The organism is Pantoea sp. y20 (assembly GCF_054903455.1).
Genome location: NZ_JBUBNJ010000002.1, coordinates 425,757 through 446,113 on the forward strand (window position 1 = coordinate 425,757; position 20,357 = coordinate 446,113).

Here is a 20,357-nt window from a genome sequence, read left to right on the forward strand (position 1 = left end):
ATAGTTAAAAGCCGGCGCGCTGGGCGGAATCTGTGGTTTCCTTTGTGCGCAGACAATTCGACAGAATTTCACGTAACTCTGTTGGCGTAATCGGCTTGGTCAGGCAGCCATCAATGCCTGCGCTGCGGCAATCTTCGGCGGCATCAAAACTGCTCATCGCTGTTAAAGCGTAGATGGGTGTTGCTGCCAGCTGCTGGTTTTTCTCCTGTTGCCGAATCGCAAGGCTCATGGCAAAACCGTCCATCTGCGGCATGGTGCAGTCGGTAATGACTAATCCAATCTCATGCCGATGTTGCTGCCAAAGCGTCAGACCTTGTTGGCCATCTAACGCGCTCAGTACCTCGCAACCTGCCTTTTGCAACTGCTGGCTCAGTAACAGACGAGCGGGGGGATAATCGTCAACAATTAGCACTTTCGGGGTGGGCTGTGCCGGAGCGCGCGGTGCAGCTGGCGATGCGTTTACCGGCGCCGCAGAGAAGTGCAAGCTCACGCTGTTGCTTTCACCGGCAACGCTGTTGACTTTGAGCTGCGCACCGGCGTCCTGCGCCATACGCTGGCAGGCGGCCAGGCTAAAGCCGGTTTCCGCCCAGGCGCGCGTATCGTCAGCGCCTTGCAAGCTTTCCCAGCGCTCGGCCAGCAAGCCGTCGCTCTGATTGCTAACCGCGATCGCCAGCGGTAAATAGCCATTAGGTTCCTGCGTTTCACAGCACAGCGTCACCGTGATATCGCCTTGCTGAGTGTGTTGAATGGCATTACGTAACAGGCTGGAGGTGATCCGAATGATCAGCAGCGGATCGAACTCCACGCGCGGCGCATGGGGATCGAGTGTGACATGCAGGCGCAAACCTTTCTCCTCAGCTTGCTGCTGAAATAGCGCCACCGTACTGCTCAGTAATGAAGGCAGGTTTACCACGCGGATGCGGCTCTGTTCATCACGCGCTTCGGCGCGGAAAATATCAAACACATCGCCGGTGATGGAGAGCAGCGAGCAGGCGGATTCATACACCGTTTGCAAATTTTCATTGTGCTGATGCTGGCTGTGTAATCGCTCCAGCTCTAACTCCAGCAGGCCGGTAATGGCGTTGAGCGGGGTGCGAATTTCGTGGCCCATGCTCTTCATAAACGCGTTACGCGCCGCGAGCACCCGGTCATTTTCTGCTTTGGCTTCCTGCAGTTGACGAATCAAAGTTTGATTACTGTTGAGACGTTCACGCAGGGCCTTTAGCGACTGGCACAATCGACCAATCCACCAGCCTACCAACAGGAACAGCAGCAACCCCAGCAACAGGGTGATCGCGATTAAGGTGGGGGAAAACGCGCGTGCTGATTTCTGATCCGGCGCCAGGAGTGTGTCACGCCAGGAACTGGCCATACTCATCAGCCTATCGGGAGGCGTTTGTTGTAGCGCTTTGTTGAGAATACTGAGAGCAGGTGAGTCTGCGCGTTGGGCGGCAAAGCCCACACTGTAAGGTTTTACCGGCAGCGAAAGCGACTGGTTTAGACGGTGGAATGGGTTGCGCTTCAGCTGATACTGTACCGAGAATTGCGATCCAATCGCGCCGTGCGCCTCGCCGTTGTTGACCAGCACCAGCGCCTGCTGCAGCGTGTCGGTGACGATCAGTTGCAACGTGGGATACCAGGTTTCCAGCCACGGAATCAGCGGATTATTCTGCTGGATCGTAATTCTCTCGCCCTCCAGCTCGTGCAGTGAAGCAGGCTGAATGGTGTTGCGTTGCATCACCAGCACTGCTGGCGTCACCAGCCAGGGCTCACTTTGCGTCATCGACAGATCGGCGGCTTCCGGTTCCCCCGGTATCGTTAGGCTGCTGGCCAGCACCGCCTGCGGATATTTCACCCACAGCGCGGTCAGCTGTGCATCGTCTTCAGCTATCTGATAGTTGAACTGTAAGCCGAAGCGCTCGCTGATGTGCCGCAGCACATCGACCGCCAGTCCAGAGGGTTCACCTTGCTGGCTGATATAACTGATAGGTTCGCGACGACCATCCAGCAATACAGTGATGGCCGGATTTTGCTGGCTCCATGTCAGCTCTTCCGGCGAGAGTGATAGCGCGGGATGACCGATCACCGCTTCACGATCCATGCCCCAGCCTTGTGCAATGCGCAAACGGCTTACCAGCGGCAGATGAGTGAGCACATTATTGATGGCGCTCAGCAATTGCGGTTCGGCAGCCGGCACGCCAAAAGTGAGCCGGAACTCGCCGAGTGAAGGATGCGGCAGTAGCCACAGATTATCGAGTTGATTATTACGCTGAAGATAGCTGGCGGTAGCATGGCTAAAACCGGCGGCAGCGGATTGACCAAAGGCGATGGAATTGATCGCCTGATAGTAATCTTCAAACGCTTCCGGCGAAGGACTGATATCTGGCAGCGTTTGACTATCCAGCATAAGTAACGGCAGCTTACCGCGCGGCGCTTGCTGTCCGGCGCGCGTGACGATCACCGCTCGGTCGTTTAGCCATGGCAATGAAGCATGCACCGACATGTGCGGCGAGAGATCGGGTGTCCAGATCGCCAGCATGTCGACTTTTTTATGATTCATCGCGCGAATCGCCTCTTCACGGCTGCGATAGTGAGTCAGCTCAAAATGTACCTGTAGCGTCGATTCGAGCAGCGCCAGGTAATCTGCGTCAATGCCCGCCAACTGTCCACGCTCCATGCCCAAGCTAACCGGCGGTTGTGACGCGCCCCAGACGCCGACGCGCACCACGGGATGCGTTAGCAGCCACGCGCGAACATTCGCGGCAAAGGTCACCGGCGGCGGATTGACTTCAATGCGCGGGGCCAGCGTCAGCACGTTTCCTTGCGCATGTGGCAGCCCTGGCATAAAAACCAGCGTCAGGAGAGCAAGCAAGAGGTAAAAAAGCAGTCCGTTTTTCATCGTCAAATAATCGGTAATTTTTCTACCTTGATTTTGACGTAATACTGCCTGGAATCAGCCAGGCCAGGTCTTGGTTTTTAGTAGTAAGTGTATGAAAAATAATATAAGTATTTTCCTACGCGCGCCTAAGCATTCAGCGCTTCAGAAAAGTCCCGGTAATGCCTATGCTGGGCCAAACCGTATCAATATGAGTTTCAGGTTACCGAGGTGGCAGATGGCCGTGTTTCACGCGAACAAAATTAAGGTGGTGATGCTGGATGATCATCCCATGATGCGCTTCTCATTCGAAGTTGCTGCCACACGTGAACCCGATATCAACATGCTGGCGACATTTGGCACCAGCAAAGCGCTGTTGGCCTGGCTTGGGCAGAACAGTGCCGACGTATTGGTGCTGGATTACATTCTGGGTAACGACCAGTTAGATGGCTTATCGCTAATTAAACACATCCGGATGCATCATCCGCAGTTGAAAATTTTGCTCTCAACGTCGATGGAAAGTGTTGCGGTAATTCGTGCGGCTCTGCATCTGGGCATTAAAGGCTATATCACTAAACGTGAAGAGACCCCGGCTTACTTTGCGGCAATCCGTAATATTGCTGCTGGCAAGCGCTCGCTGCCGGATGACATCGCCAGCCTGCTAAGCCAATTGCCAGGCCGTAAGCGGGATCGTCCTATTTTGCAGGAAGATTCGAACGAGGTTTCGCGTGTTTCACAGCTGAGTAAATTGCTCACGGCGCGTGAAGCGGAAGTGATTCGCTGTTTTATTGATGGCATGCAAGTGTTCGAAATCGCTGCAAAACTCAATCGCAGCCGCAAAACCATCAGCGCTCATAAGCAGACCGGCATGAAAAAACTCGGCATCGCGTCGGATTTGGAGCTGTTTAAATATCGTGGCGATCTGTTTCAGTAACCGCTGTGCTTAAAGCGCCGCTTCCAGCCGATCCAGCGCAAACAAAATGCCGTAACGGCGCGCGTGTTGCGCTTCCGGCAGCGGCAGCCAAATATCGGCTTGATTGGCGAGATCTAATGTCTTCGCACAAAGCGCAATCACCGGCGTTTTTTGAATGTGCGCATGGTGTACTGCGCTAAGCACGTGGCTGTTAACCGTATCAGGCGCGAGAATCAGCAACAGATCGTCCGGTTGCAAACGGCTCAGCGTCATGCTCAGCAGGTTATCATCCTGAATCCACGCGCTGGCCAGTCCGGCGTTTTGCAGGCGCTGATGGACGTCCGCCACCAGCGTAGTATGCAGCCCCGATGCGCCAATCAGCAGTACGCTTCGGGCTTTACGCAACATCTCTGCGGCACGCTGCCAGGTCGCCGCTTCCGCTTGACCATATTGCTGGGTTAACGCTTGAGTAATGGCCTCAATCGGCGCAATCGCGTGAGTGGTTTGTCTCTGTGGCGCGCGCGCCAGCCGCATACGCAAATCGCGGATATCTTCGCAACCCAGCGAACGCGCAAAGCGGGTGATGGTGGCGGCGCTGACTTCTGCGCGGCCGGCAAGTTGCTCGATGGTAGCGGAAGCGGCAAAAGCAGTGTCGCTGAGAATCGCCTCGGCAACGCGTTTCTCCTGCTGACTCAGCGACGATTGCCGCTGGCGGATGACATCGATAAATTCAACATCCTGCTGCTGACCGGCTTTCCGCACCTGATGGAGAAAATCATCAAGATCCTGACAGCCCGCCGAAGTGGCAAAGCGTCGCAGCACATCCGGACTCACACCAGCCTGTGTAGCCAGACTCTCCATGGTGACGTGTACATTGGCGTTCAGGTTCGCCAGAATAAAACGCGCCAGCCTCGATTCCTGCGCATCCGCGCGCTCCGACTGCTGTCGTAATTGCCAGACAATATCCATCAGCTCATCACATCCTCAGTAGCGAAGATCCATCATGCATGAAATTATTTTTCATGTTGAGTTTTTTTTCATCTCATCGCGGGGTGTTAGCGCCGTTTGTTGGGCTTTTTACTGTTAAATTACGGTTAAGATCACACTCATGAAAAATATTTTCATGACGATTTTAATCGTATCCATCTGACTTGTATTAATAAATTATCTATCCATCAGAAAATCCTCTGCCCACAGCCACTTTACAGCGTCTCTGAGACAGGTCTTAAATGGCCGGAACAAATTACAGGAGAAGAAATTATGCGCATCGTACTTTGCTGTGCTGCAGGCATGTCAACCAGCATGCTGGTGAGCAAAATGCAGCATGCCGCTGCAGGTCGCGGTCTGGAGATTGACATTAAAGCCGTGCCGGTGGCGGAATTCGAACGCATTCTGCCAGATGCCGATGTGGTTCTGCTTGGCCCGCAGGTGCAGTTCGAAGCAGCCCGTCTTAGCGCTATTGCCGCGCCGCAAGGCAAATCTGTCGCCGTCATCGACATGATGGATTACGGCATGATGCGTGGCGAACAGGTGCTCGATAAAGCGCTGGCCTTACACGCCTCTTAAACGTCCTTTTTAACCCATCCAACTGACATTACACGGCGTTGTGCTGTGGGGGATTCTGCATGTCTGAAATCGTGGCTATCGAGTTTGAAGAGGAAATTATGCTGTTGCTGGTGCAGGCCGGCGCAGCCCGCAGCGCGGCCATCAGCGCGCTACGACTGGCGCGAGAAGGGCGCTTCAGCGAGGCGCAGCAACAGCTGGCGGCGGCAGGCGAAAGCATCAGCGCTGCGCACCAGCAGCAGACCGCGCTGATTGGTCTGGATGAAGGCAGCGGTAAGTTGCCGGTCACGCTGATTCTGGTGCACGCCCAGGATCATCTTATGAACGCCATGCTGATTCAGGATTTGGCTGGCGAAATCATTGAACTCTACCGCCGCACAGCGGCAGGAGGCATAGATGCTTAAGATCGCAATTATTGGTGGTGGCAGCAGCTATTCACCGGAGCTGGTGGAAGGGATCATCAATCGCTATGCGCAGCTGCCGGTGACGGAACTGGCGCTGGTGGATATTGAGCAAGGGCGCGAAAAGGTTAATGTCATCGCCGATCTTACTCGTCGCATGCTGCAGCAAAACGGGCTGGAGCAGGTAAAAGTGAGCGTCCATTTTGAGCTGGATGACGCGATTCGCGGTGCTCGTTTTGTTCTGACGCAGCTGCGTGTGGGATTGTTGGCCGCGCGCGCGGCGGATGAGCGCCTCGGGCTGAAATATGGTCGGCTCGGCCAGGAAACCACTGGCGTTGGCGGCTTTGCCAAAGCGTTGCGCACCATTCCGGTGATGCTCAAAGTAGCGCGCAAAGTCGAGGAGCTGGCGCCGGACGCCTTCATCATCAACTTCACTAATCCTGCAGGGATTGTGACGGAAGCGGTTTCCCGCTATAGCAAGGCGAAAATCATCGGGCTGTGCAATGTGCCGGTGAATATGCATCACATGATTGCTGACATGCTCGACGCGCCCTGGGATGACGTGCGGCTGCGCTTCGCCGGGCTCAATCATCTGGTGTGGGTGCATCAGGTGACCTGTCGCGGCGAGGATGTGACCGCGCAGGTGATCGAGCAACTGTGCGACGGCCAATCGCTCACCATGAACAACATCAAAGATATGCCGTGGTCGCCGCAGTTCCTGCGCGCGCTCAAGGCGATTCCGTGCCCGTATCACCGTTATTACTGGCAAACGCCGCAGATGCTGGCCGAAGAGCAGGAGAAAGCGCAAAACGGTCATGAAGGCACGCGCGCGGAGCAGGTGATGAAAGTGGAAGCGGAACTGTTCGCGCTGTATGCCGACCCACATCTGGCGCACAAACCTGAGCAGCTGAGTTTCCGTGGCGGCGCGTATTACTCCGAAGTGGCGGTCGAGCTGATCAGCGCAATTCACAATAACAGCGGCAAAAATCTGGTGGTGAACTGTCGCAACAACGGCGCGATTCATGGCTTGCCGGATGACGCGGTGGTGGAGGTGAACTGTCTGGTTGATGCGCAAGGCGCGCATCCGCTGGCGTTTGGTGAGTTGCCGCCGCTGATGAATGGTCTGACGCAGCAGATCAAAGCGTTTGAACGCCTGACTATCGAAGCCGCGGTGCATGGCGATCGTGAGCAAGCGCTGCTGGCGCTGCTCGGCAATCCGTTAGTCGGTGATGTCGCGACCGCCGAAGCTTTGCTTGACGAAGTACTGACCCTAAACAAGCCGTGGCTGCCGCAGTTCGCCACGCCATAATCCGTTGCGCCACTGAGCCAGAGGAATACCTATGTCTAACCGTACTTTTATAGACCGTTATGTCTTGCCCGTCGCACTGAAAATCGCCGGTCAGAAGCATGTGCTCTCCGTGCGCGATGGCATCATTCTCAACATGCCGTTTATGCTGATTGGCAGCTTCTTCCTGATCTTTGCCTATCTGCCGATTCCGGCGTGGGGCCATTTAATGGCGGATCTGTTTGGCGAGACGTGGCGCAACAAACTGCTTTATCCGGTGCGCGCTACCTACGACATCATGGCGCTGATCTCCAGCTTCGGCATCGCTTACCGCCTGGCGGAGAAGTATCGCACGCTCGATCCGCTCACCAGCGGCGCGATGGCGTTAGTGGCATTTGTGATGACCATTCCGCAGCAGACGCTGTTTGCCCCGGTGGAAGGCGCGCCGACGCAGTTGGTCACCGGCGTGTTGCCGATTTCACTGATTGGCAGCCAGGGTTTGTTCGTGGCTATCGTGGTTGCGCTGCTCTCGACCGAGATTTACCGCTTTGTGCACAACCGTAATCTGGTGATCAAGATGCCGGAGGGCGTGCCGCCTGCGGTGGCAAAATCCTTCCTCGCGCTGGTGCCCGGTTTTTGCGTGCTGGCGGTGGTGTTGGTGATTCGTCTGGCGGTGGAAGCATCGCCGTTCGGCGATATCAATAACCTGATTGCTACTGTAATTGGTTTGCCGATGCATCACGTGGGCGGCACCTTGCCTGGCATGATTTTCTCGGTGCTGCTGATTGGGATTCTCTGGACGCTTGGACTGCACGGCGATGCGATTGTGCTGGTATTCATTCAGCCGGTTTGGCTGTCGAATATGAGTGAAAACCTCGAGGCGTTTCAGCACAACCAACCGATCCCGCACATCTTTACCCAGCAGTTTTATGATTTGTGGATTGCACCGGGCGGCACCGGCGCGCTGCTGGGATTGGTGATTTTCATGCTGATTCGTTCACGCAGTCGCCAGATGAAACAGCTCGGTAAAATTGCCGCGCCGGCGGCGCTGTTTAACATCAGTGAGCCATTAGTGTTCGGCATTCCGCTGGTGATGAACCCGTATCTGTTCCTGCCCTTTATCCTGACGCCGGTGGTGCTGGTGATTGTGTCGTGGGCGGCGATGAGCACCGGTTTGGTGGCGCCTCCGGCGGGGATTGCGCTGCCGTTTACCACACCGATTTTCGTCAGCGGCTATCTGGCCACCGGCGGGCATATTTCCGGCACCGTTTTGCAGGTGGTGAATCTAACGATTTCGCTGGTGATTTACTATCCGTTCTTCCGGGTCTGGGATCGTCTGAAATTCCGCGAGGAAGAGGCCAGCCTGCAGCAAGCAAAAGTGGTGAGCGGCGAAGCGGTAACGCCTTGAACACCGGGGCAGAAGCGCATCAAAGTGCGCTTCTGCAATCTATAATCCGATAAACAACAATGCGCATTAATCACCTAACAGGACTAATTTACAATTCTCTTTGGACTCTAACTATCACTCAACTGACTGTTATCGCTGATTTTATTTCAATTGCTTAAAATAACAGCGGTTTTATTAAAAGAAAATTCTGTACTCTTATTCCGTGTTTGTATATTTTTGTGATCAAGTGGTGACATAACTTCTTTCACCCCGAAACCCACGCTACTCAATGTAAACGTCAGCAGGCTCTCTTGATAGACATTTTCTCTAAAATTAACAACATTCCCCTTTTATTAAATTCAATCAGCTTAACGGGATCATTTGCGATCTCATTTTTCAGACTATTCCATTAATTTTTTATTACTCAATAAAGTGCTGGCACTAACGTCGCCAGGGGAAACGCATGCAAAAAATGAATATCAGTACCGATTTTATCGCTTATTTCAATTGTGGTTCTGTAAAGCTGAAATCTGAGGCCGAAATATTGGGCTCAATTATCACCGCTATCATAAAAGACAAAAAAACTGTTACCAATAAGAGCATTATTGCCTATCTGCTGGCAGAGCTTGAGAGCACCAATGATTTGATTTTCCAGGATTGCCTGCGGAATACGCTGCAAATCGTGGTAGGAAAGACGCCGGATGATGACGGCTTTTTCAGTTAAGATAATCTCCCATAATTAAGAACGTGGGTTTTAAAGCGATTCAATTTTAAAAGTTCAGGATTTATCTGACAGTATCAGGCCATGAGAATGGCGTTATAATTACTGGCCCGACCAGAATAATCTGGCACACAGATAAATCCAACAATAAGTGATATTTTATGAATTACAGCAATTTTTCAGCAAAAGTGAGTTTCTGGCCCAATATGCATTTCACCGCAATTGAAATTGTACAGTGTGGCGATCTCTACGAAATATATGCGACGGACATTTCCCGTCTCGCTAAAAGTAAGCTTTTTGTCGGGCGCACCCATGATAAAAATCTGGCGGATTCCTACGCGAAACAGTTCGAAGAGTGGTTACCTAAAGTTAATCGTGAAATGAAACTGCGTGACATTGCGCCGTTAACAGGAAATATGCCGTCGCAGGCTTTTTGTGGAAAACGCGATCTTGAAATTTTGCCGAGCCAGGCTGAATTTTTGCGTAACCCTCATCAATGGTAGTCCTCAGTAAGTAGTCTTAAAATGCGAGCTTGCGATTAAGATTATTACTCTTCTAAAGGCGGTGCTGCCCATCACCGCCATCAGAAATAAACTTTTACTTATTCACCGGTTAAATCGTATACGTTTAGCCTGCTCATCGCTTTCGCATTATACAAAACTGAACCAGGCTCAACATGTCATGGTTAATTATGTATACAAGCGAGGAACGAATGGATTTTGTACAACGCACGATCGATTTAGCAATGAAAAACGTTGAAGAGGGCGGTCGCCCATTTGCAACAGTCATTGTTCGCGATGGCAAGGTAATCGCTGAGCGCGCAAACCAGGTCGCACAGACGAATGATCCCACGGCTCATGCTGAAATACTGGCCATCCGCGAAGCCTGCCGTGAATCAGGCAGCGAAAACCTCACTGACTGCGACATTTACATTCTCGCCAGCCCTTGTCCAATGTGTTTGGGTGCACTCTATTATTGCAGTCCAAAGCAGGTGATATACATCACCAAACGCGAAGAGTATTCGACGTATTACCGTGACGATCGTAAATACTTTGAACTTGACACCTTTTACGCTGAATACAGCAAGCCAATTGAACAACGTCGCTTGCCGATGAAATATCAGCCTCGACCGCAAGCGCTCGACGTTTATAAACGCTGGCAGGTTTTAAATAAATAAACGCGTGTTAGCTGCTCGCGGCTCCATCCCTCCCAGGATGATCATCACCCTTACCACGTACCCAACTGGTGCAAATCCCCTCGATTTGCACCAGCAAAATGCATAATGTCCACTTATTACTCCGCACAAAATTCATTCAATTCAGCATATTAATATTCTGGCACGCGCGTTGCTATTCGATTGGTAGAGATGTTGGACCAATTAAGGCATTGCCATGCAGATACCGGCTGAGCTTCATCCTATTTCCACGCCGCGCAGCGATACGCTGATTCTCGACGCGCTAACGCGCTATATGGCGCAGTCGGGTGCGCAGCCCGGCAGCCGCTTGCCGCCGGAACGCGTGCTGGCGGAGAAGCTTGGCGTCAGCCGCAATACGGTGCGTGAAGCACTCAAACGCTGGGAAGCGCTAGGCATTATTCTGCGTAAAAAGGGCAGCGGGACTTTTTTGCAGGCGGAAGTGGGCGTCAACGACAGCTTCTTATCGCTGCGCTTTAAAAACGACTCGGCCAACATGCTGCACGCGCTGGAAGTGCGCCGCATTATCGAGTCGGAATCTTGCGCGTTGGCGGCTCAACGTGCCTCGGCTGGCGATCTGATCGAAATCGAACAACGTCTTAATAAGATGGAAAAAGTGCATCTGGCGATCGGTTCTGCCGGTGCGGAAGACTGGGCATTTCACGCCAGTATCTATCGGGCTGCCGGAAATCCATTGCTGCTACAAATGCTCAACGGCATTTACGACTCATTTCATGCATTTTTTGAATCACCGCCGGAACAGGCGCTGTTTTCAGACTCTTTCCCGCTGCATCGTGAACTCTTTAACGCTATCCGCCAGCGCGATTGCACGGCAGCGCGCGCGATCTGCCATCAAATTCTCGATATCACCGAACGCGACATGAAGGATGTAATGAATGCCAAACGATAAGTTGATTTCGCAACAAACGCTGCTCACTCACGATCAACGCCATGAAATGGGCGCGGTCACTACGCCGATTTACCAATCTTCGCTGTTCACCTTCAGTGATTACGACAGCATGATCGCGCGCTTTCGCGGCGAGAGCGATCAGCCGCTCTATTCGCGCGTCGATAACCCGACGGTAAAAGCGCTGCAGGATAAGATGGCGGCGCTGGAGGGCGGCGAAGCCTGTCTGGCTTTTGGCAGCGGCATGGCGGCGATCAGCAATGCGATTCTCAGCGTGGTGGCGCCGGGTAAAAAAGTGGTGTGCGTTAATCACGTTTATCCCGATACCTATCGCTTTCTGCGTGGCTTCTGCCAGCGCTTTGGCATCGTCACCGAGTTTGTCGATGGCGATGACGAAGCTGCAATTGGTGCGGCCTTATCGGATGCCAGCCTGCTGTATCTGGAAAGTCCCTCAAGCTGGGTGATGAGTGAACAGAATCTGAATAAGCTCGGCGCGATGGCGCGCGAAGCGGGCGTGGTCAGCATGATCGATAACAGCTGGGCTTCACCGATTTTCCAGCAGCCGCTGCTGTGCGGCATCGATATCGTGGTGCACTCGGCGTCGAAATATATCAGCGGCCACAGCGATGTGGTGGCTGGTCTGGTGATCGCCAGCCAGCAGCACATCAACAACATTACGCGTCACATCAGTCCTTACCTCGGCGGCAAACTTTCGGCGCATGAAGCGTCACTGCTGATGCGCGGCCTGCGCACGCTGCCGCTGCGCATGAAACATCACCACCAAAGCGCGCTGACTATTGCTGAGAAACTGGCGGAGCATCCGCTGGTGACCGACGTCTGCCATCCGGGGCTGAAACCGCAGTCGTGGTCCACCTTGCGCGGCTACAGCGGTCTGTTTGCCTTTGAAGTGGCGGAGCAGGTGGATATTCCACAGCTGTGTAACTCGCTAGAGCTGTTCCACATGGGCGTGAGCTGGGGCGGATTTGAAAGTCTGGTGATGCCGGCGATTTCGGTGATCAACCAGGCCAGTGAATTTAACTCGGCGGTGGATTTCGGCGTCTCGCCACGCCTGATCCGCATCTCGGTCGGCCTTGAAGAGACCAACGATTTGTGGGCCGATTTGCAGCAAGCCCTTGCCAGCGCGAATCGCGCGTAATCACTCACTGGAGAAAAGTCATGACGCAACGTTTTGCCGTGAAAGCATTAGTGTTAGCCGTGGGTTTGAGTGCAGCGATGAGCAGCCTCGCCGCCAAGCTTACCGTAGTGGAAGTGATTACCAGCCCGCCGCGCACCGCGCTGCTGCAAAAATTGCTCGATGAGTATAAAACCCAGCATCCCGGCACGGAGATTGAACTGATTTCATTGCCGTGGGGCCAGGCGTTTGAAAAGCTCGGCACCATGCTGCAGAGCGGTCAGGTGCCGGATGTGGTGGAGATGCCGGATACCTGGCAAGGATTGTATGCCAGTAACAATATGCTGGAAGACCTCGAGCCGCGCCTGAAAAGCTGGGATGCCACGCCGCAGCTCACCGATAAAACGTTGGCCATGGCGCGCGCCGCCAACGGCAAAGCCACCATGGTGCCGTACGGCTTTTATCTGCGCGCGCTGTTCTGGAATAAAAAGCTGTTCCAGCAGGCAGGATTGAACGAACCGCCCAAAACCATGGAGGAATTCGCCAGCGATGCCCAGCGCATCAGCAAATTGGGGAATGGCATCAGCGGCTACTGCATGCGTGGTGGCGTGGGCGGCACCAACGCCTGGATGATGTTTATGGCGGCGATGAACGGTTCACCGGAGTTCTTCGATAAACAAGGTAACAGCACGCTGACCGAGCCGGGTGCGATGAAAGGCGCGCAGCTGCTGGTGGATATGTATCAAAAGGGTGGCGCCTCGAAAGACAGCGTTAACTGGGGCTTCAATGAGATCGTTTCGGGCTTCTATTCAGGTAAATGCGCAATGCTCGATCAGGATCCCGACGCGCTGATCGCGATTAAAAACAGCATGGCGGCCGATGATTTCGCTGTGGCTCCGATGCCGGTTGGCCCGTCAGGCAAAGCCTTCCCGACTATTGGCTATACCGGCTGGTCGATGTTCAAGCAGGGTAAACAGAAGGATCTCGCCTGGCCGCTGATTACCTTCCTCAGTGACAAAACCAACAACCTCGCATGGTCAAAATTCGTCGGCACGCTGCCGATTTACAAAGGCGCCGAGCAGGATCCGTTCTACCAAACGCCGCAGTTCGCCGGCTGGTTCAAAGAGCTGAACGATCCTAACTATGTGCCGCTAACCATGCCAACCCATCTCAAAGGCTGGGGCTATTTCAACTCGGTGATTGTGAAAGAGAGCAGCCAGGAAACCTTGCTGGGTGAGAACGATACCGAAAGCATGGTGAAGGATTGGGCGAACTATCTCAGCAAAGAGCAGAAAGCCTGGCTTGCCACGCAGTAACCTCTAACCACGCGGAGTGTGATTATGATGCTTGATGCTTCTCTGCCCAACAGTCCGGCGCGCCGCCGCCTCCGCTGGAGTCGGCTGGCTGAGCCGTGGTGGTATCTCTCGCCTGGCCTGTTGCTGATCGCTTTGTTCATCTTTGTGCCGATGGCGATCGGTATCTCCTATGCGTTTCAGAGCATTAACCTGCTGAATCCGCTGGAGACCGGTTGGGTCGGCTGGGATAACTTCAGCGAGATGTTTGATGACCGGCGCTTTTTCAAAGCGCTGGGCCACACTCTGAACTGGACGCTCAGCTCGCTGCTGCTGCAGTTCTTTTTCGGTTTGGCGCTGGCGCTGCTGCTCAATCGTGAATTCCGTTTTCGCCGTTGGGTGCAGGCGCTGGTGTTCTTGCCGTGGGCGGTTCCGGCGTTTCTCTCTGGCTTGACCTGGTCATGGTTGTTCAATCCGGTAGTCGGCCCGTTGCCGCAGTGGCTGAGCGATTTGGGCGTGCTGAGTGAGCCGTACAACATCCTGTCCGATCCGCAGCTGGCAATGTGGGGACCGGTGATCGCCAACGTCTGGTTTGGCATTCCATTCTTTGCCATCACGCTGCTGGCGGCGCTGCAGTCGATCCCCAAAGACCTGTACGAAGCGGCCTCGATTGATGGTGCCAGCGGCTGGCAGCAGTTTCGTCGCGTCACGCTCCCGTTTCTGGCACCGATGATCGCTATCACCGTGATGCTGCGCACCATCTGGATCGCCAATTTTGCCGATCTCATTGTGGTGATGACCGATGGCGGTCCGGCGGGATCGACCTCGATTCTCTCCAGCTACATCTTCACCACCGCCTATCGCAAGCTCGACTTTGGCTATGCCTCAGCGATGGCGGTGTTTCTGTTACTGCTGATGACCTGTTATGCGCTGGTGTTGCTGCGCATCCGTCATCAGCTGCTGAAATAGGAGGCGACGATGCGACTCTTACCGCTGATTGGCCATCGCCTGAGTATTGCGGCGTATCTGCTGTTCGCGCTGTTTCCGCTGTATTGGATCATCAAAATCTCGCTGACGCCGGACCAACTGCTGTTTAGTCAGGGCGTAAGGTTATTGCCGAGCGGCGTGACCTTTGGTCATTTCAAAAAAGTGCTGACCGACAGTGATTTCCCGACCTTTTTTACCAACAGCCTGATTGTCTCGTTTAGCACCGCGTTTCTTACCACGCTGATTGCCGCTGCGGCCGGCTATGCCTTTTCGCGCTTTCAGTTTCGCGGCAAAGTGCTAATCGCCGGACTGCTGCTGTTCACGCAGATGTTTCCGCTGGTGATGATCATCGCGCCGATTTACAAGGTGATGGCGCCGCTGGGCCTGACCAACAGCTTGCTGGGGCTGATTCTGATCTACACCGCGTTTAACGTGCCGTTTGCCACCTTCCTGATGCAATCCTTCTTTGATGCGATTCCCAAAGATTTGGAGGAGTCGGCGATGCTGGAAGGCTGCACGCGTTTTCAGGCGCTGTATCGCGTGCTGGTGCCGCTGACCTTGCCGGGCATGGCGGCCACATTGGGCTTTGTGTTTACCGCAGCGTGGAGCGAGCTGCTGTTCTCGCTGATGCTGATCAACAAAAACGAAGTGATGACGTTCCCGGTTGGACTGCTCAGCTTTGTGTCGAAATTTGCCGTTTCCTGGGGCGAGATGATGGCAGCGGTGGTGCTAGCGCTGATCCCGGCCTGTCTGTTCTTCGCCTTCATTCAACGCTATTTGGTTCAGGGACTCACCGCCGGTGCGGTTAAGGGGTAAATCATGGCTGAAATCACGCTCAAACAGATCGACAAGCGCTATGGCAACGTTGAGGTGCTGCGCGATATTAACCTCACCATCAAAGACGGCGAATTCGTGGTACTGGTGGGACCTTCCGGCTGTGGCAAATCGACGCTGCTGCGCACCATCGCCGGACTGGAGCTGGCGACCGGCGGCGATATTCGTATCGGCAACCAGCTGATGAACGATGTGGCGCCCAAAGATCGCGATATCTCGATGGTGTTTCAAAGTTACGCGCTCTATCCGCATCTAACGGTGGCGCGCAATATGGGCTTCAGCCTGGAAATTCAGAAGCGTCCGCGCGCGGAAATTGAAGAGAAGGTGAGGCGTGCGGCGGAAATTCTCAGCCTGACGCATCTGCTTGATCGCCGACCCAAAGAGTTATCCGGCGGTCAGCGGCAGCGTGTGGCCATGGGACGCGCCATCGTGCGTCAACCGCAGGTGTTTCTGTTTGATGAACCGCTGTCGAACCTGGATGCGCAGCTGCGCGGTCAGATGCGCGTCGAAATCAAGAAGCTGCATCAGCAGATGAACAACACCATTGTGTACGTGACGCACGATCAGGTTGAAGCCATGACGCTGGCGGATCGTATTGTGGTGCTGAACAACGGTGTGATTCAGCAGGTCGGTACGCCGCTCGAGCTGTATGACACACCGGCGAACAAGTTTGTCGCCAGCTTTATTGGCTCGCCATCAATGAACTTCATCAATGGCATGATGACCGCGCAGGGCGTGCGTATTGGCGATAGCGCACAGCTGCCGTTGAATCAGCATTGGTCGCAGCATCAGGCTGGGCGAGCGGTAATTTACGGTATCCGACCAGAGAATGTGGCGATTGCCGAAGCGGGCGCGATGAATGCGCTGCCGTTAGAAGTGTCGCTGGTGGAGCCGACGGGATTATCCGAGCTGATTCATGGATCGCTGTTAGGGCATGACATCATGCTATTCACCACGCAACGTTCTGGCGCACAGGCGGGGGATATTCTGCCTGTGACCATTGATGCGGATCGCGCGATGCTGTTTGATGCGGATTCGCAAAAACGTTTATAACGCGTGTTACAGCTGCCTGTTTGCACAGGCAGCTCAGGGAATTACTTAGACTGCTGCTGTTTGCTGTCCGCTTCTTTCTGCTTTTTGTTCGCCATATGGTGACCAACCGCACAACCCGCTGCTGCACCCGCAACGCCGTGATGCGCCACGTGGCCCGCCACGCCGCCGACAACCGCTCCTTTGATGCAGCCCTTCGCTTCGACCTGAGAAGTGACCGACAGCAGCACGCCCGCAGTTAATACAATCAGAGAAAATTTACGCACTGGATTTATTCCTTATAAAGTTAATAGCGTGTAAATACACGCTTCCAGTGTAGTAAGTGGAATAAATCCTACCGTTATAAACTGTAAACAAAGATATTTTAGCGAAATACCCTAAAGCGGTTTAGTGAACGCTTTTTAATCGGCTTATTTAACGTTATTAATCATTGATAAAAGTCACAGACGAATGGAATGTGCTGGCGAGTGTTCATCACGCCTGTAGAAGAAAGTGCAGCCTCCTTGCTGCCCGCATTATCGTTAACGTTTCAGTCTGGCCCAATCGACAAACTGGCCATCCTTCATCACCGCAGCTTTTTCCGGAAAATAGTGATAGAAAATAACGGTTAATCCATCGCCTTGCATAACACGCGCAGAGTCGGTGGTGGCTATCTCCGCCATCATCTTGCCGTCGCAGGTGACTTCATGATTCTTCACATTAAAAGTGAATTTTCTGAACTGATAGATTTTCAATTTCGCTGCATCCTAACCGATAACAGCAAGGCAAAGTGAGGTGAGAAAAGCAGGGGTTGCGGCTTTCATACTATTTATTTCCTGTGGTGATTATTCGCCATGAAAACGTACGCGAGGCCACTAAGACTTTTCTTATCTTTAATCAAGTTGGATGAGCTTGTTTTTATCGGGGAATGTCATCGCGCCGCGGCGATCATTTTTTATGCGGCAGGACTTGCTGATAGCGCTGCTGAATTAGATTGGATTTTACAAAACAATTGTTTTCTCTTAACCTGACTGACGCACGTTGATTTTCTCAAGATAACAACGCAATTGGTTAATAACTCTTAAGCTTGAGTAAATATGACTACACAGAGAATTAAATGACCAGCAGTTACGATGAACAGATGAAGGACCGAATGATCGGTGAGGCGCTGCTTGCTCTTTTAGAAGACCAGGTTGCGGTATCCTCTGCGGCGCTGATAGCCAAACTTGAAGAGATGGCGGAAACAGAAGAGGAAAGCTACAGGCGAGTTGCCTGCCAACGCGCACTGGCGGATGTCAGAAATCATAGCGTCAGGACCAACACGCAACGCGACGGACAAGATTTCAGTAGTGAGAAGCATGCTTATATCCCGAATCAGAAAAAGCACTGATTACGACGCTAAACACTTTTCCGCAATCTTACTCATCGCGTTGACATAATCCTGCTTGAGCTGAACGGGCGCGGCTTCTTCATGCTGCTTCAATAGCGCAGTAATGTGGTCAAGTTGCAAAGGTTGATCGGATTTAAGCAGGCATGACACGGCGTGACCAATGACAGCATGAATGTCATCCATATTTTCCGCTTTCTCGTCTGACATCACCTTCTCCTTAATTCCTTTGCTAATTAACATTTTTCAGCTTGCTCCAAAGCATTCATAGGAATGTATTATTTCGCGCCCTCAGGGCAGGGCGTTGATCAGTTTCTGGCGCAGCGTGGTAACACGTGCAGTGAGATCGGCCAGTTCTTCATAAGGCGTATCCATCACTGACACCATGTCAGCCGGAACGCCGGCCGCCGCGATCTTTAATTCTTGTCCCTGCTCAGTGACGGAGATCAACACTCTGCGCTCATCGCCACCAACATCGCGTTTTCTACTGATAATGCCAGCCTGCTCCAGTCGCTTTAAAAGCTGGCTGAGCGTGCCTGAATCCAGCTGCACGCGCGCGCCCAATTCTGAAACGGTGACATGGTCTTTTTCCCACAGCGCCAGCAGCACCAGATACTGCGGATAGGTCAAACCCAGTGGTTTCAGTCGCGACTGATAAAGTTTGGTCATCGCAAGGGACGCGGAATAGAGCGCGAAGCAGAGAAACTGGTCGACAGTCACCGGCGCTTCACTCTCAGGACCTACACAGCAAACTTCATCGTTTAACTCTTTCATATCACCACTATTTTTAAGGCAGAGTTGCAGTCATTGAGACTGAAAAACGTGAATATATTGACATAAATTAGATTGAAGTCAATCTAATTTGGATTGGCTATTTTTTGTTAATATCTATTATAAATCATATGATTAGCTATAATTTCATTAACAATCGATGGTAACGCAAGGTTTAAAACTTCTATGGATTCAGCAACGCCCGGCATTCTCATCCTCGCGGCAGGTAAAGGTTCGCGTTATATCGCCAGCGGCGGCAGCGGCAATAAGTTGCTGGCCAGCATAAACGACGATGCGCCGAAGGTAATTGAAACGGTGATTGAACAGGCAAAGCTGAGTGGCTTGCCGGTGGCGCTGGTGACGCGTCCCGACTATCTGGCGGTGCGTCAGCATGCAGTAAAGGCAGGCGTGCAGCTTGTGCTGTGTGAAAGTGGCGGCAGCGGCGAATCCATTGCGGCGGGTGTGGCGATGACCGCTCACTGGAACGGATGGATCATTACGCTGGGAGATATGCCGTGGCTAACGGTGGATCATTATCGGCACGTAAAAGAGGCGTTAGAAAAGGGCGCGGCGCAGGTGCGTCTTACTTATAAAGGCAAACCCGGCCATCCGGTCGGGTTTGCTGGATGCTACGCTGAGGCGTTACGCAATTTGCAGGGCGATGAAGGTGCCAGAGCGCTGCTGGACCCGCGCTTACTGGTCACTCTTGAAGCGGACGCTGCTGTACAGCGCGATCTCGATGTGGTGGCTAAACCACGTTGAGCCGAGCCGCCGCGACATCCGCGACAATTGATAGCGCTAGCGTGCGCGCATCGCGCGCCTGGGCAAAGATGCCTATCGGCGCTTTGATACGCGCAATCTCTTCCTCACTAAACCCTAGCGACAGCAATTTCTTAATACGCGTTGCATGCGTGCGCCGACTTCCCAATGCTCCGATATAGAAGGGCGCAGAACGCAGCGCTGCCAGAAGCACCGGGAGTTCGCGATCGAGATCGTGATACAGCAAAATCACCGCCGTAAAGGGATCAACGGCCTGCGCCTGCACATCCTCGCCAGAAAGCACCTCGTAACCAGCGGCCTGCGCAATCGACGCCGTCGCCAACGCTTCGACTGAACGTCCATATACCGCCACGCGTGTTTTTGGCAGATAGCCGGTGATAAAGGCATCCTCCTGCCAGCCGGTTATCTCAGTGCAAGCAGCGCTCGCCAGCCGCTGAAACGTCGGCAGATAGCGCAGCGCTGCGGGTTGACGCTTTGCCAGCAAATCCAGCACGTTTCTCAGCGGTTGCGCGTCACGTAGCTGATGGAAAGCCAGCGTGATGCCGCCGCCACAGGGCAGCACAATATCCAGATAAGGCGATCCTTCGCCATATCTCACAAAGCGATCTTTGCCAGTGGCGATGACTTGCAACGCTTCATAAGCCGCCGCCGCTTCCACACAGCCGCCGGAAACATAGCCGCAATAGCGGCCATCTTCCCGCACCACCATCTGCGCACCCAATGCCCGCGCCGCGCCACCGCGAATCTCAACCAGCGTGACCAGCACGGCAGCGGAATCTGCTTTCATTGCTTCAAGCGCGAAGCGCAGGATGCTTTCACTGTCATCGGTCTGCAAAGCCTGCTGCGGCTTGATCTGCGGTTGCAGATCGTCATCAATCAGTAGCTGCTGCAATGCGCTTCT

The 20,357-nt window shown here is 53.5% G+C and carries 23 protein-coding genes; 16 read left to right on the forward strand and 7 right to left on the reverse strand.

Annotated features, from left to right (window positions below):
* Positions 1 to 4: 4 nt before the first annotated feature.
* On the reverse strand, positions 5 to 2,845 hold the full coding sequence (locus ACYAC5_RS21765) for a response regulator (RefSeq protein WP_192413009.1): 2,841 nt from the start codon (positions 2,843 to 2,845) through the stop codon (positions 5 to 7).
* Between the two features lie 268 nt (positions 2,846 to 3,113).
* Between ACYAC5_RS21765 and ACYAC5_RS21770 the strand changes: the two genes are divergently transcribed.
* Positions 3,114 to 3,809, forward strand: a complete 696-nt coding sequence (locus ACYAC5_RS21770) for a response regulator (RefSeq protein WP_192413008.1) — start codon at positions 3,114 to 3,116, stop codon at positions 3,807 to 3,809.
* 9 nt (positions 3,810 to 3,818) lie between these two features.
* Here the strand turns inward: ACYAC5_RS21770 and ACYAC5_RS21775 are convergent, their stop codons facing one another.
* Positions 3,819 to 4,757 (reverse strand): MurR/RpiR family transcriptional regulator, encoded by a 939-nt coding sequence (locus ACYAC5_RS21775; protein WP_192413007.1) that lies wholly within the window; start codon positions 4,755 to 4,757, stop codon positions 3,819 to 3,821.
* A gap of 288 nt (positions 4,758 to 5,045) precedes the next feature.
* On the opposite strand from ACYAC5_RS21775, the gene ACYAC5_RS21780 reads away from it, so the two are divergent.
* From ACYAC5_RS21780 to ACYAC5_RS21840, 13 genes are all read left to right on the forward strand, one after another.
* Positions 5,046 to 5,354, forward strand: coding sequence for a PTS sugar transporter subunit IIB (locus tag ACYAC5_RS21780; RefSeq protein WP_101761519.1), 309 nt, complete (start codon positions 5,046 to 5,048; stop codon positions 5,352 to 5,354).
* A 59-nt stretch (positions 5,355 to 5,413) separates the two neighbouring features.
* Positions 5,414 to 5,755 (forward strand): PTS lactose/cellobiose transporter subunit IIA, encoded by a 342-nt coding sequence (locus ACYAC5_RS21785; protein WP_110866883.1) that lies wholly within the window; start codon positions 5,414 to 5,416, stop codon positions 5,753 to 5,755.
* The gene (locus tag ACYAC5_RS21790; RefSeq protein WP_192413006.1) at positions 5,748 to 7,061 is read left to right on the forward strand and encodes a 6-phospho-beta-glucosidase; all 1,314 of its coding nucleotides are present in this window, start codon (positions 5,748 to 5,750) and stop codon (positions 7,059 to 7,061) included. The genes ACYAC5_RS21785 and ACYAC5_RS21790 overlap by 8 nt, the downstream gene beginning before the upstream one ends.
* A gap of 31 nt (positions 7,062 to 7,092) precedes the next feature.
* On the forward strand, positions 7,093 to 8,445 hold the full coding sequence (gene celB, locus ACYAC5_RS21795) for a PTS cellobiose transporter subunit IIC (RefSeq protein WP_137387379.1): 1,353 nt from the start codon (positions 7,093 to 7,095) through the stop codon (positions 8,443 to 8,445).
* A 442-nt stretch (positions 8,446 to 8,887) separates the two neighbouring features.
* On the forward strand, positions 8,888 to 9,148 hold the full coding sequence (locus tag ACYAC5_RS21800) for a biofilm/acid-resistance regulator YmgB/AriR (protein WP_192413005.1): 261 nt from the start codon (positions 8,888 to 8,890) through the stop codon (positions 9,146 to 9,148).
* Between the two features lie 158 nt (positions 9,149 to 9,306).
* Positions 9,307 to 9,648: a hypothetical protein gene (locus ACYAC5_RS21805; protein WP_192413004.1), complete on the forward strand. Its 342-nt coding sequence runs from the start codon at positions 9,307 to 9,309 to the stop codon at positions 9,646 to 9,648.
* Between the two features lie 209 nt (positions 9,649 to 9,857).
* Positions 9,858 to 10,322: a nucleoside deaminase gene (locus ACYAC5_RS21810; protein WP_192413003.1), complete on the forward strand. Its 465-nt coding sequence runs from the start codon at positions 9,858 to 9,860 to the stop codon at positions 10,320 to 10,322.
* Between the two features lie 214 nt (positions 10,323 to 10,536).
* Complete coding sequence (locus tag ACYAC5_RS21815; RefSeq protein ID WP_192413001.1) at positions 10,537 to 11,247, forward strand: FadR/GntR family transcriptional regulator; 711 nt, start codon at positions 10,537 to 10,539, stop codon at positions 11,245 to 11,247.
* The gene (locus ACYAC5_RS21820; RefSeq protein WP_137387383.1) at positions 11,234 to 12,400 is read left to right on the forward strand and encodes a PLP-dependent transferase; all 1,167 of its coding nucleotides are present in this window, start codon (positions 11,234 to 11,236) and stop codon (positions 12,398 to 12,400) included. The genes ACYAC5_RS21815 and ACYAC5_RS21820 overlap by 14 nt, the downstream gene beginning before the upstream one ends.
* Positions 12,401 to 12,477: 77 nt before the next feature.
* A complete protein-coding gene (locus ACYAC5_RS21825; protein ID WP_462063416.1) occupies positions 12,478 to 13,692 on the forward strand; it encodes an ABC transporter substrate-binding protein in 1,215 nt (404 codons plus the stop codon).
* Between the two features lie 24 nt (positions 13,693 to 13,716).
* Positions 13,717 to 14,637 carry a carbohydrate ABC transporter permease gene (locus ACYAC5_RS21830; RefSeq protein ID WP_192234862.1) on the forward strand — a complete coding sequence of 307 codons (921 nt, stop codon included), beginning with the start codon at positions 13,717 to 13,719 and terminating at the stop codon, positions 14,635 to 14,637.
* Positions 14,638 to 14,646: 9 nt separating this feature from the next.
* Positions 14,647 to 15,471, forward strand: a complete 825-nt coding sequence (locus ACYAC5_RS21835; protein ID WP_101761508.1) for a carbohydrate ABC transporter permease — start codon at positions 14,647 to 14,649, stop codon at positions 15,469 to 15,471.
* 3 nt (positions 15,472 to 15,474) lie between these two features.
* Positions 15,475 to 16,542 (forward strand): ABC transporter ATP-binding protein, encoded by a 1,068-nt coding sequence (locus ACYAC5_RS21840; protein WP_110866891.1) that lies wholly within the window; start codon positions 15,475 to 15,477, stop codon positions 16,540 to 16,542.
* A gap of 41 nt (positions 16,543 to 16,583) precedes the next feature.
* Here the strand turns inward: ACYAC5_RS21840 and ACYAC5_RS21845 are convergent, their stop codons facing one another.
* Positions 16,584 to 16,805 (reverse strand): hypothetical protein, encoded by a 222-nt coding sequence (locus ACYAC5_RS21845; RefSeq protein WP_101761506.1) that lies wholly within the window; start codon positions 16,803 to 16,805, stop codon positions 16,584 to 16,586.
* Positions 16,806 to 17,060: 255 nt separating this feature from the next.
* Positions 17,061 to 17,273, reverse strand: coding sequence for a hypothetical protein (locus ACYAC5_RS21850; RefSeq protein ID WP_101761505.1), 213 nt, complete (start codon positions 17,271 to 17,273; stop codon positions 17,061 to 17,063).
* Positions 17,274 to 17,635: 362 nt separating this feature from the next.
* On the opposite strand from ACYAC5_RS21850, the gene ACYAC5_RS21855 reads away from it, so the two are divergent.
* Positions 17,636 to 17,908, forward strand: a complete 273-nt coding sequence (locus ACYAC5_RS21855; RefSeq protein WP_462063039.1) for a hypothetical protein — start codon at positions 17,636 to 17,638, stop codon at positions 17,906 to 17,908.
* On the opposite strand, the gene ACYAC5_RS21860 is transcribed toward ACYAC5_RS21855, so the two are convergent.
* Both ACYAC5_RS21860 and ACYAC5_RS21865 read right to left on the reverse strand, forming a co-directional pair.
* Positions 17,909 to 18,115 carry a hypothetical protein gene (locus ACYAC5_RS21860; RefSeq protein ID WP_192234868.1) on the reverse strand — a complete coding sequence of 69 codons (207 nt, stop codon included), beginning with the start codon at positions 18,113 to 18,115 and terminating at the stop codon, positions 17,909 to 17,911.
* Positions 18,116 to 18,196: 81 nt separating this feature from the next.
* The gene (locus ACYAC5_RS21865; protein WP_101761502.1) at positions 18,197 to 18,679 is read right to left on the reverse strand and encodes a MarR family winged helix-turn-helix transcriptional regulator; all 483 of its coding nucleotides are present in this window, start codon (positions 18,677 to 18,679) and stop codon (positions 18,197 to 18,199) included.
* A 183-nt stretch (positions 18,680 to 18,862) separates the two neighbouring features.
* On the opposite strand from ACYAC5_RS21865, the gene ACYAC5_RS21870 reads away from it, so the two are divergent.
* Entirely contained in the window at positions 18,863 to 19,438 is a 576-nt protein-coding gene (locus ACYAC5_RS21870; RefSeq protein WP_462063040.1) for a nucleotidyltransferase family protein, read from the forward strand.
* Here ACYAC5_RS21870 and ACYAC5_RS21875 read toward each other — a convergent pair.
* A complete protein-coding gene (locus tag ACYAC5_RS21875) occupies positions 19,425 to 20,348 on the reverse strand; it encodes an XdhC family protein (protein ID WP_462063041.1) in 924 nt (307 codons plus the stop codon). The genes ACYAC5_RS21870 and ACYAC5_RS21875 overlap by 14 nt on opposite strands.
* Between the last annotated feature and the right edge of the window lie 9 nt (positions 20,349 to 20,357).

Coding starts and splice junctions, on each gene's coding strand:
- ACYAC5_RS21790 (WP_192413006.1), top strand. CDS start 5,748: ATGCTTAAGATCGCAATTATTGGTGGTGGCAGCAGCTATTCACCGGAG.
- ACYAC5_RS21805 (WP_192413004.1), top strand. CDS start 9,307: ATGAATTACAGCAATTTTTCAGCAAAAGTGAGTTTCTGGCCCAATATG.
- ACYAC5_RS21835 (WP_101761508.1), top strand. CDS start 14,647: ATGCGACTCTTACCGCTGATTGGCCATCGCCTGAGTATTGCGGCGTAT.
- celB (WP_137387379.1), top strand. CDS start 7,093: ATGTCTAACCGTACTTTTATAGACCGTTATGTCTTGCCCGTCGCACTG.
- ACYAC5_RS21815 (WP_192413001.1), top strand. CDS start 10,537: ATGCAGATACCGGCTGAGCTTCATCCTATTTCCACGCCGCGCAGCGAT.
- ACYAC5_RS21785 (WP_110866883.1), top strand. CDS start 5,414: ATGTCTGAAATCGTGGCTATCGAGTTTGAAGAGGAAATTATGCTGTTG.
- ACYAC5_RS21870 (WP_462063040.1), top strand. CDS start 18,863: ATGGATTCAGCAACGCCCGGCATTCTCATCCTCGCGGCAGGTAAAGGT.
- ACYAC5_RS21860 (WP_192234868.1), bottom strand. CDS start 18,115: ATGTCAGACGAGAAAGCGGAAAATATGGATGACATTCATGCTGTCATT.
- ACYAC5_RS21825 (WP_462063416.1), top strand. CDS start 12,478: ATGAGCAGCCTCGCCGCCAAGCTTACCGTAGTGGAAGTGATTACCAGC.
- ACYAC5_RS21820 (WP_137387383.1), top strand. CDS start 11,234: ATGCCAAACGATAAGTTGATTTCGCAACAAACGCTGCTCACTCACGAT.
- ACYAC5_RS21800 (WP_192413005.1), top strand. CDS start 8,888: ATGCAAAAAATGAATATCAGTACCGATTTTATCGCTTATTTCAATTGT.
- ACYAC5_RS21810 (WP_192413003.1), top strand. CDS start 9,858: ATGGATTTTGTACAACGCACGATCGATTTAGCAATGAAAAACGTTGAA.
- ACYAC5_RS21775 (WP_192413007.1), bottom strand. CDS start 4,757: ATGGATATTGTCTGGCAATTACGACAGCAGTCGGAGCGCGCGGATGCG.
- ACYAC5_RS21830 (WP_192234862.1), top strand. CDS start 13,717: ATGATGCTTGATGCTTCTCTGCCCAACAGTCCGGCGCGCCGCCGCCTC.
- ACYAC5_RS21840 (WP_110866891.1), top strand. CDS start 15,475: ATGGCTGAAATCACGCTCAAACAGATCGACAAGCGCTATGGCAACGTT.
- ACYAC5_RS21855 (WP_462063039.1), top strand. CDS start 17,636: ATGACCAGCAGTTACGATGAACAGATGAAGGACCGAATGATCGGTGAG.
- ACYAC5_RS21770 (WP_192413008.1), top strand. CDS start 3,114: ATGGCCGTGTTTCACGCGAACAAAATTAAGGTGGTGATGCTGGATGAT.
- ACYAC5_RS21765 (WP_192413009.1), bottom strand. CDS start 2,845: ATGCCAGGGCTGCCACATGCGCAAGGAAACGTGCTGACGCTGGCCCCG.
- ACYAC5_RS21865 (WP_101761502.1), bottom strand. CDS start 18,679: ATGAAAGAGTTAAACGATGAAGTTTGCTGTGTAGGTCCTGAGAGTGAA.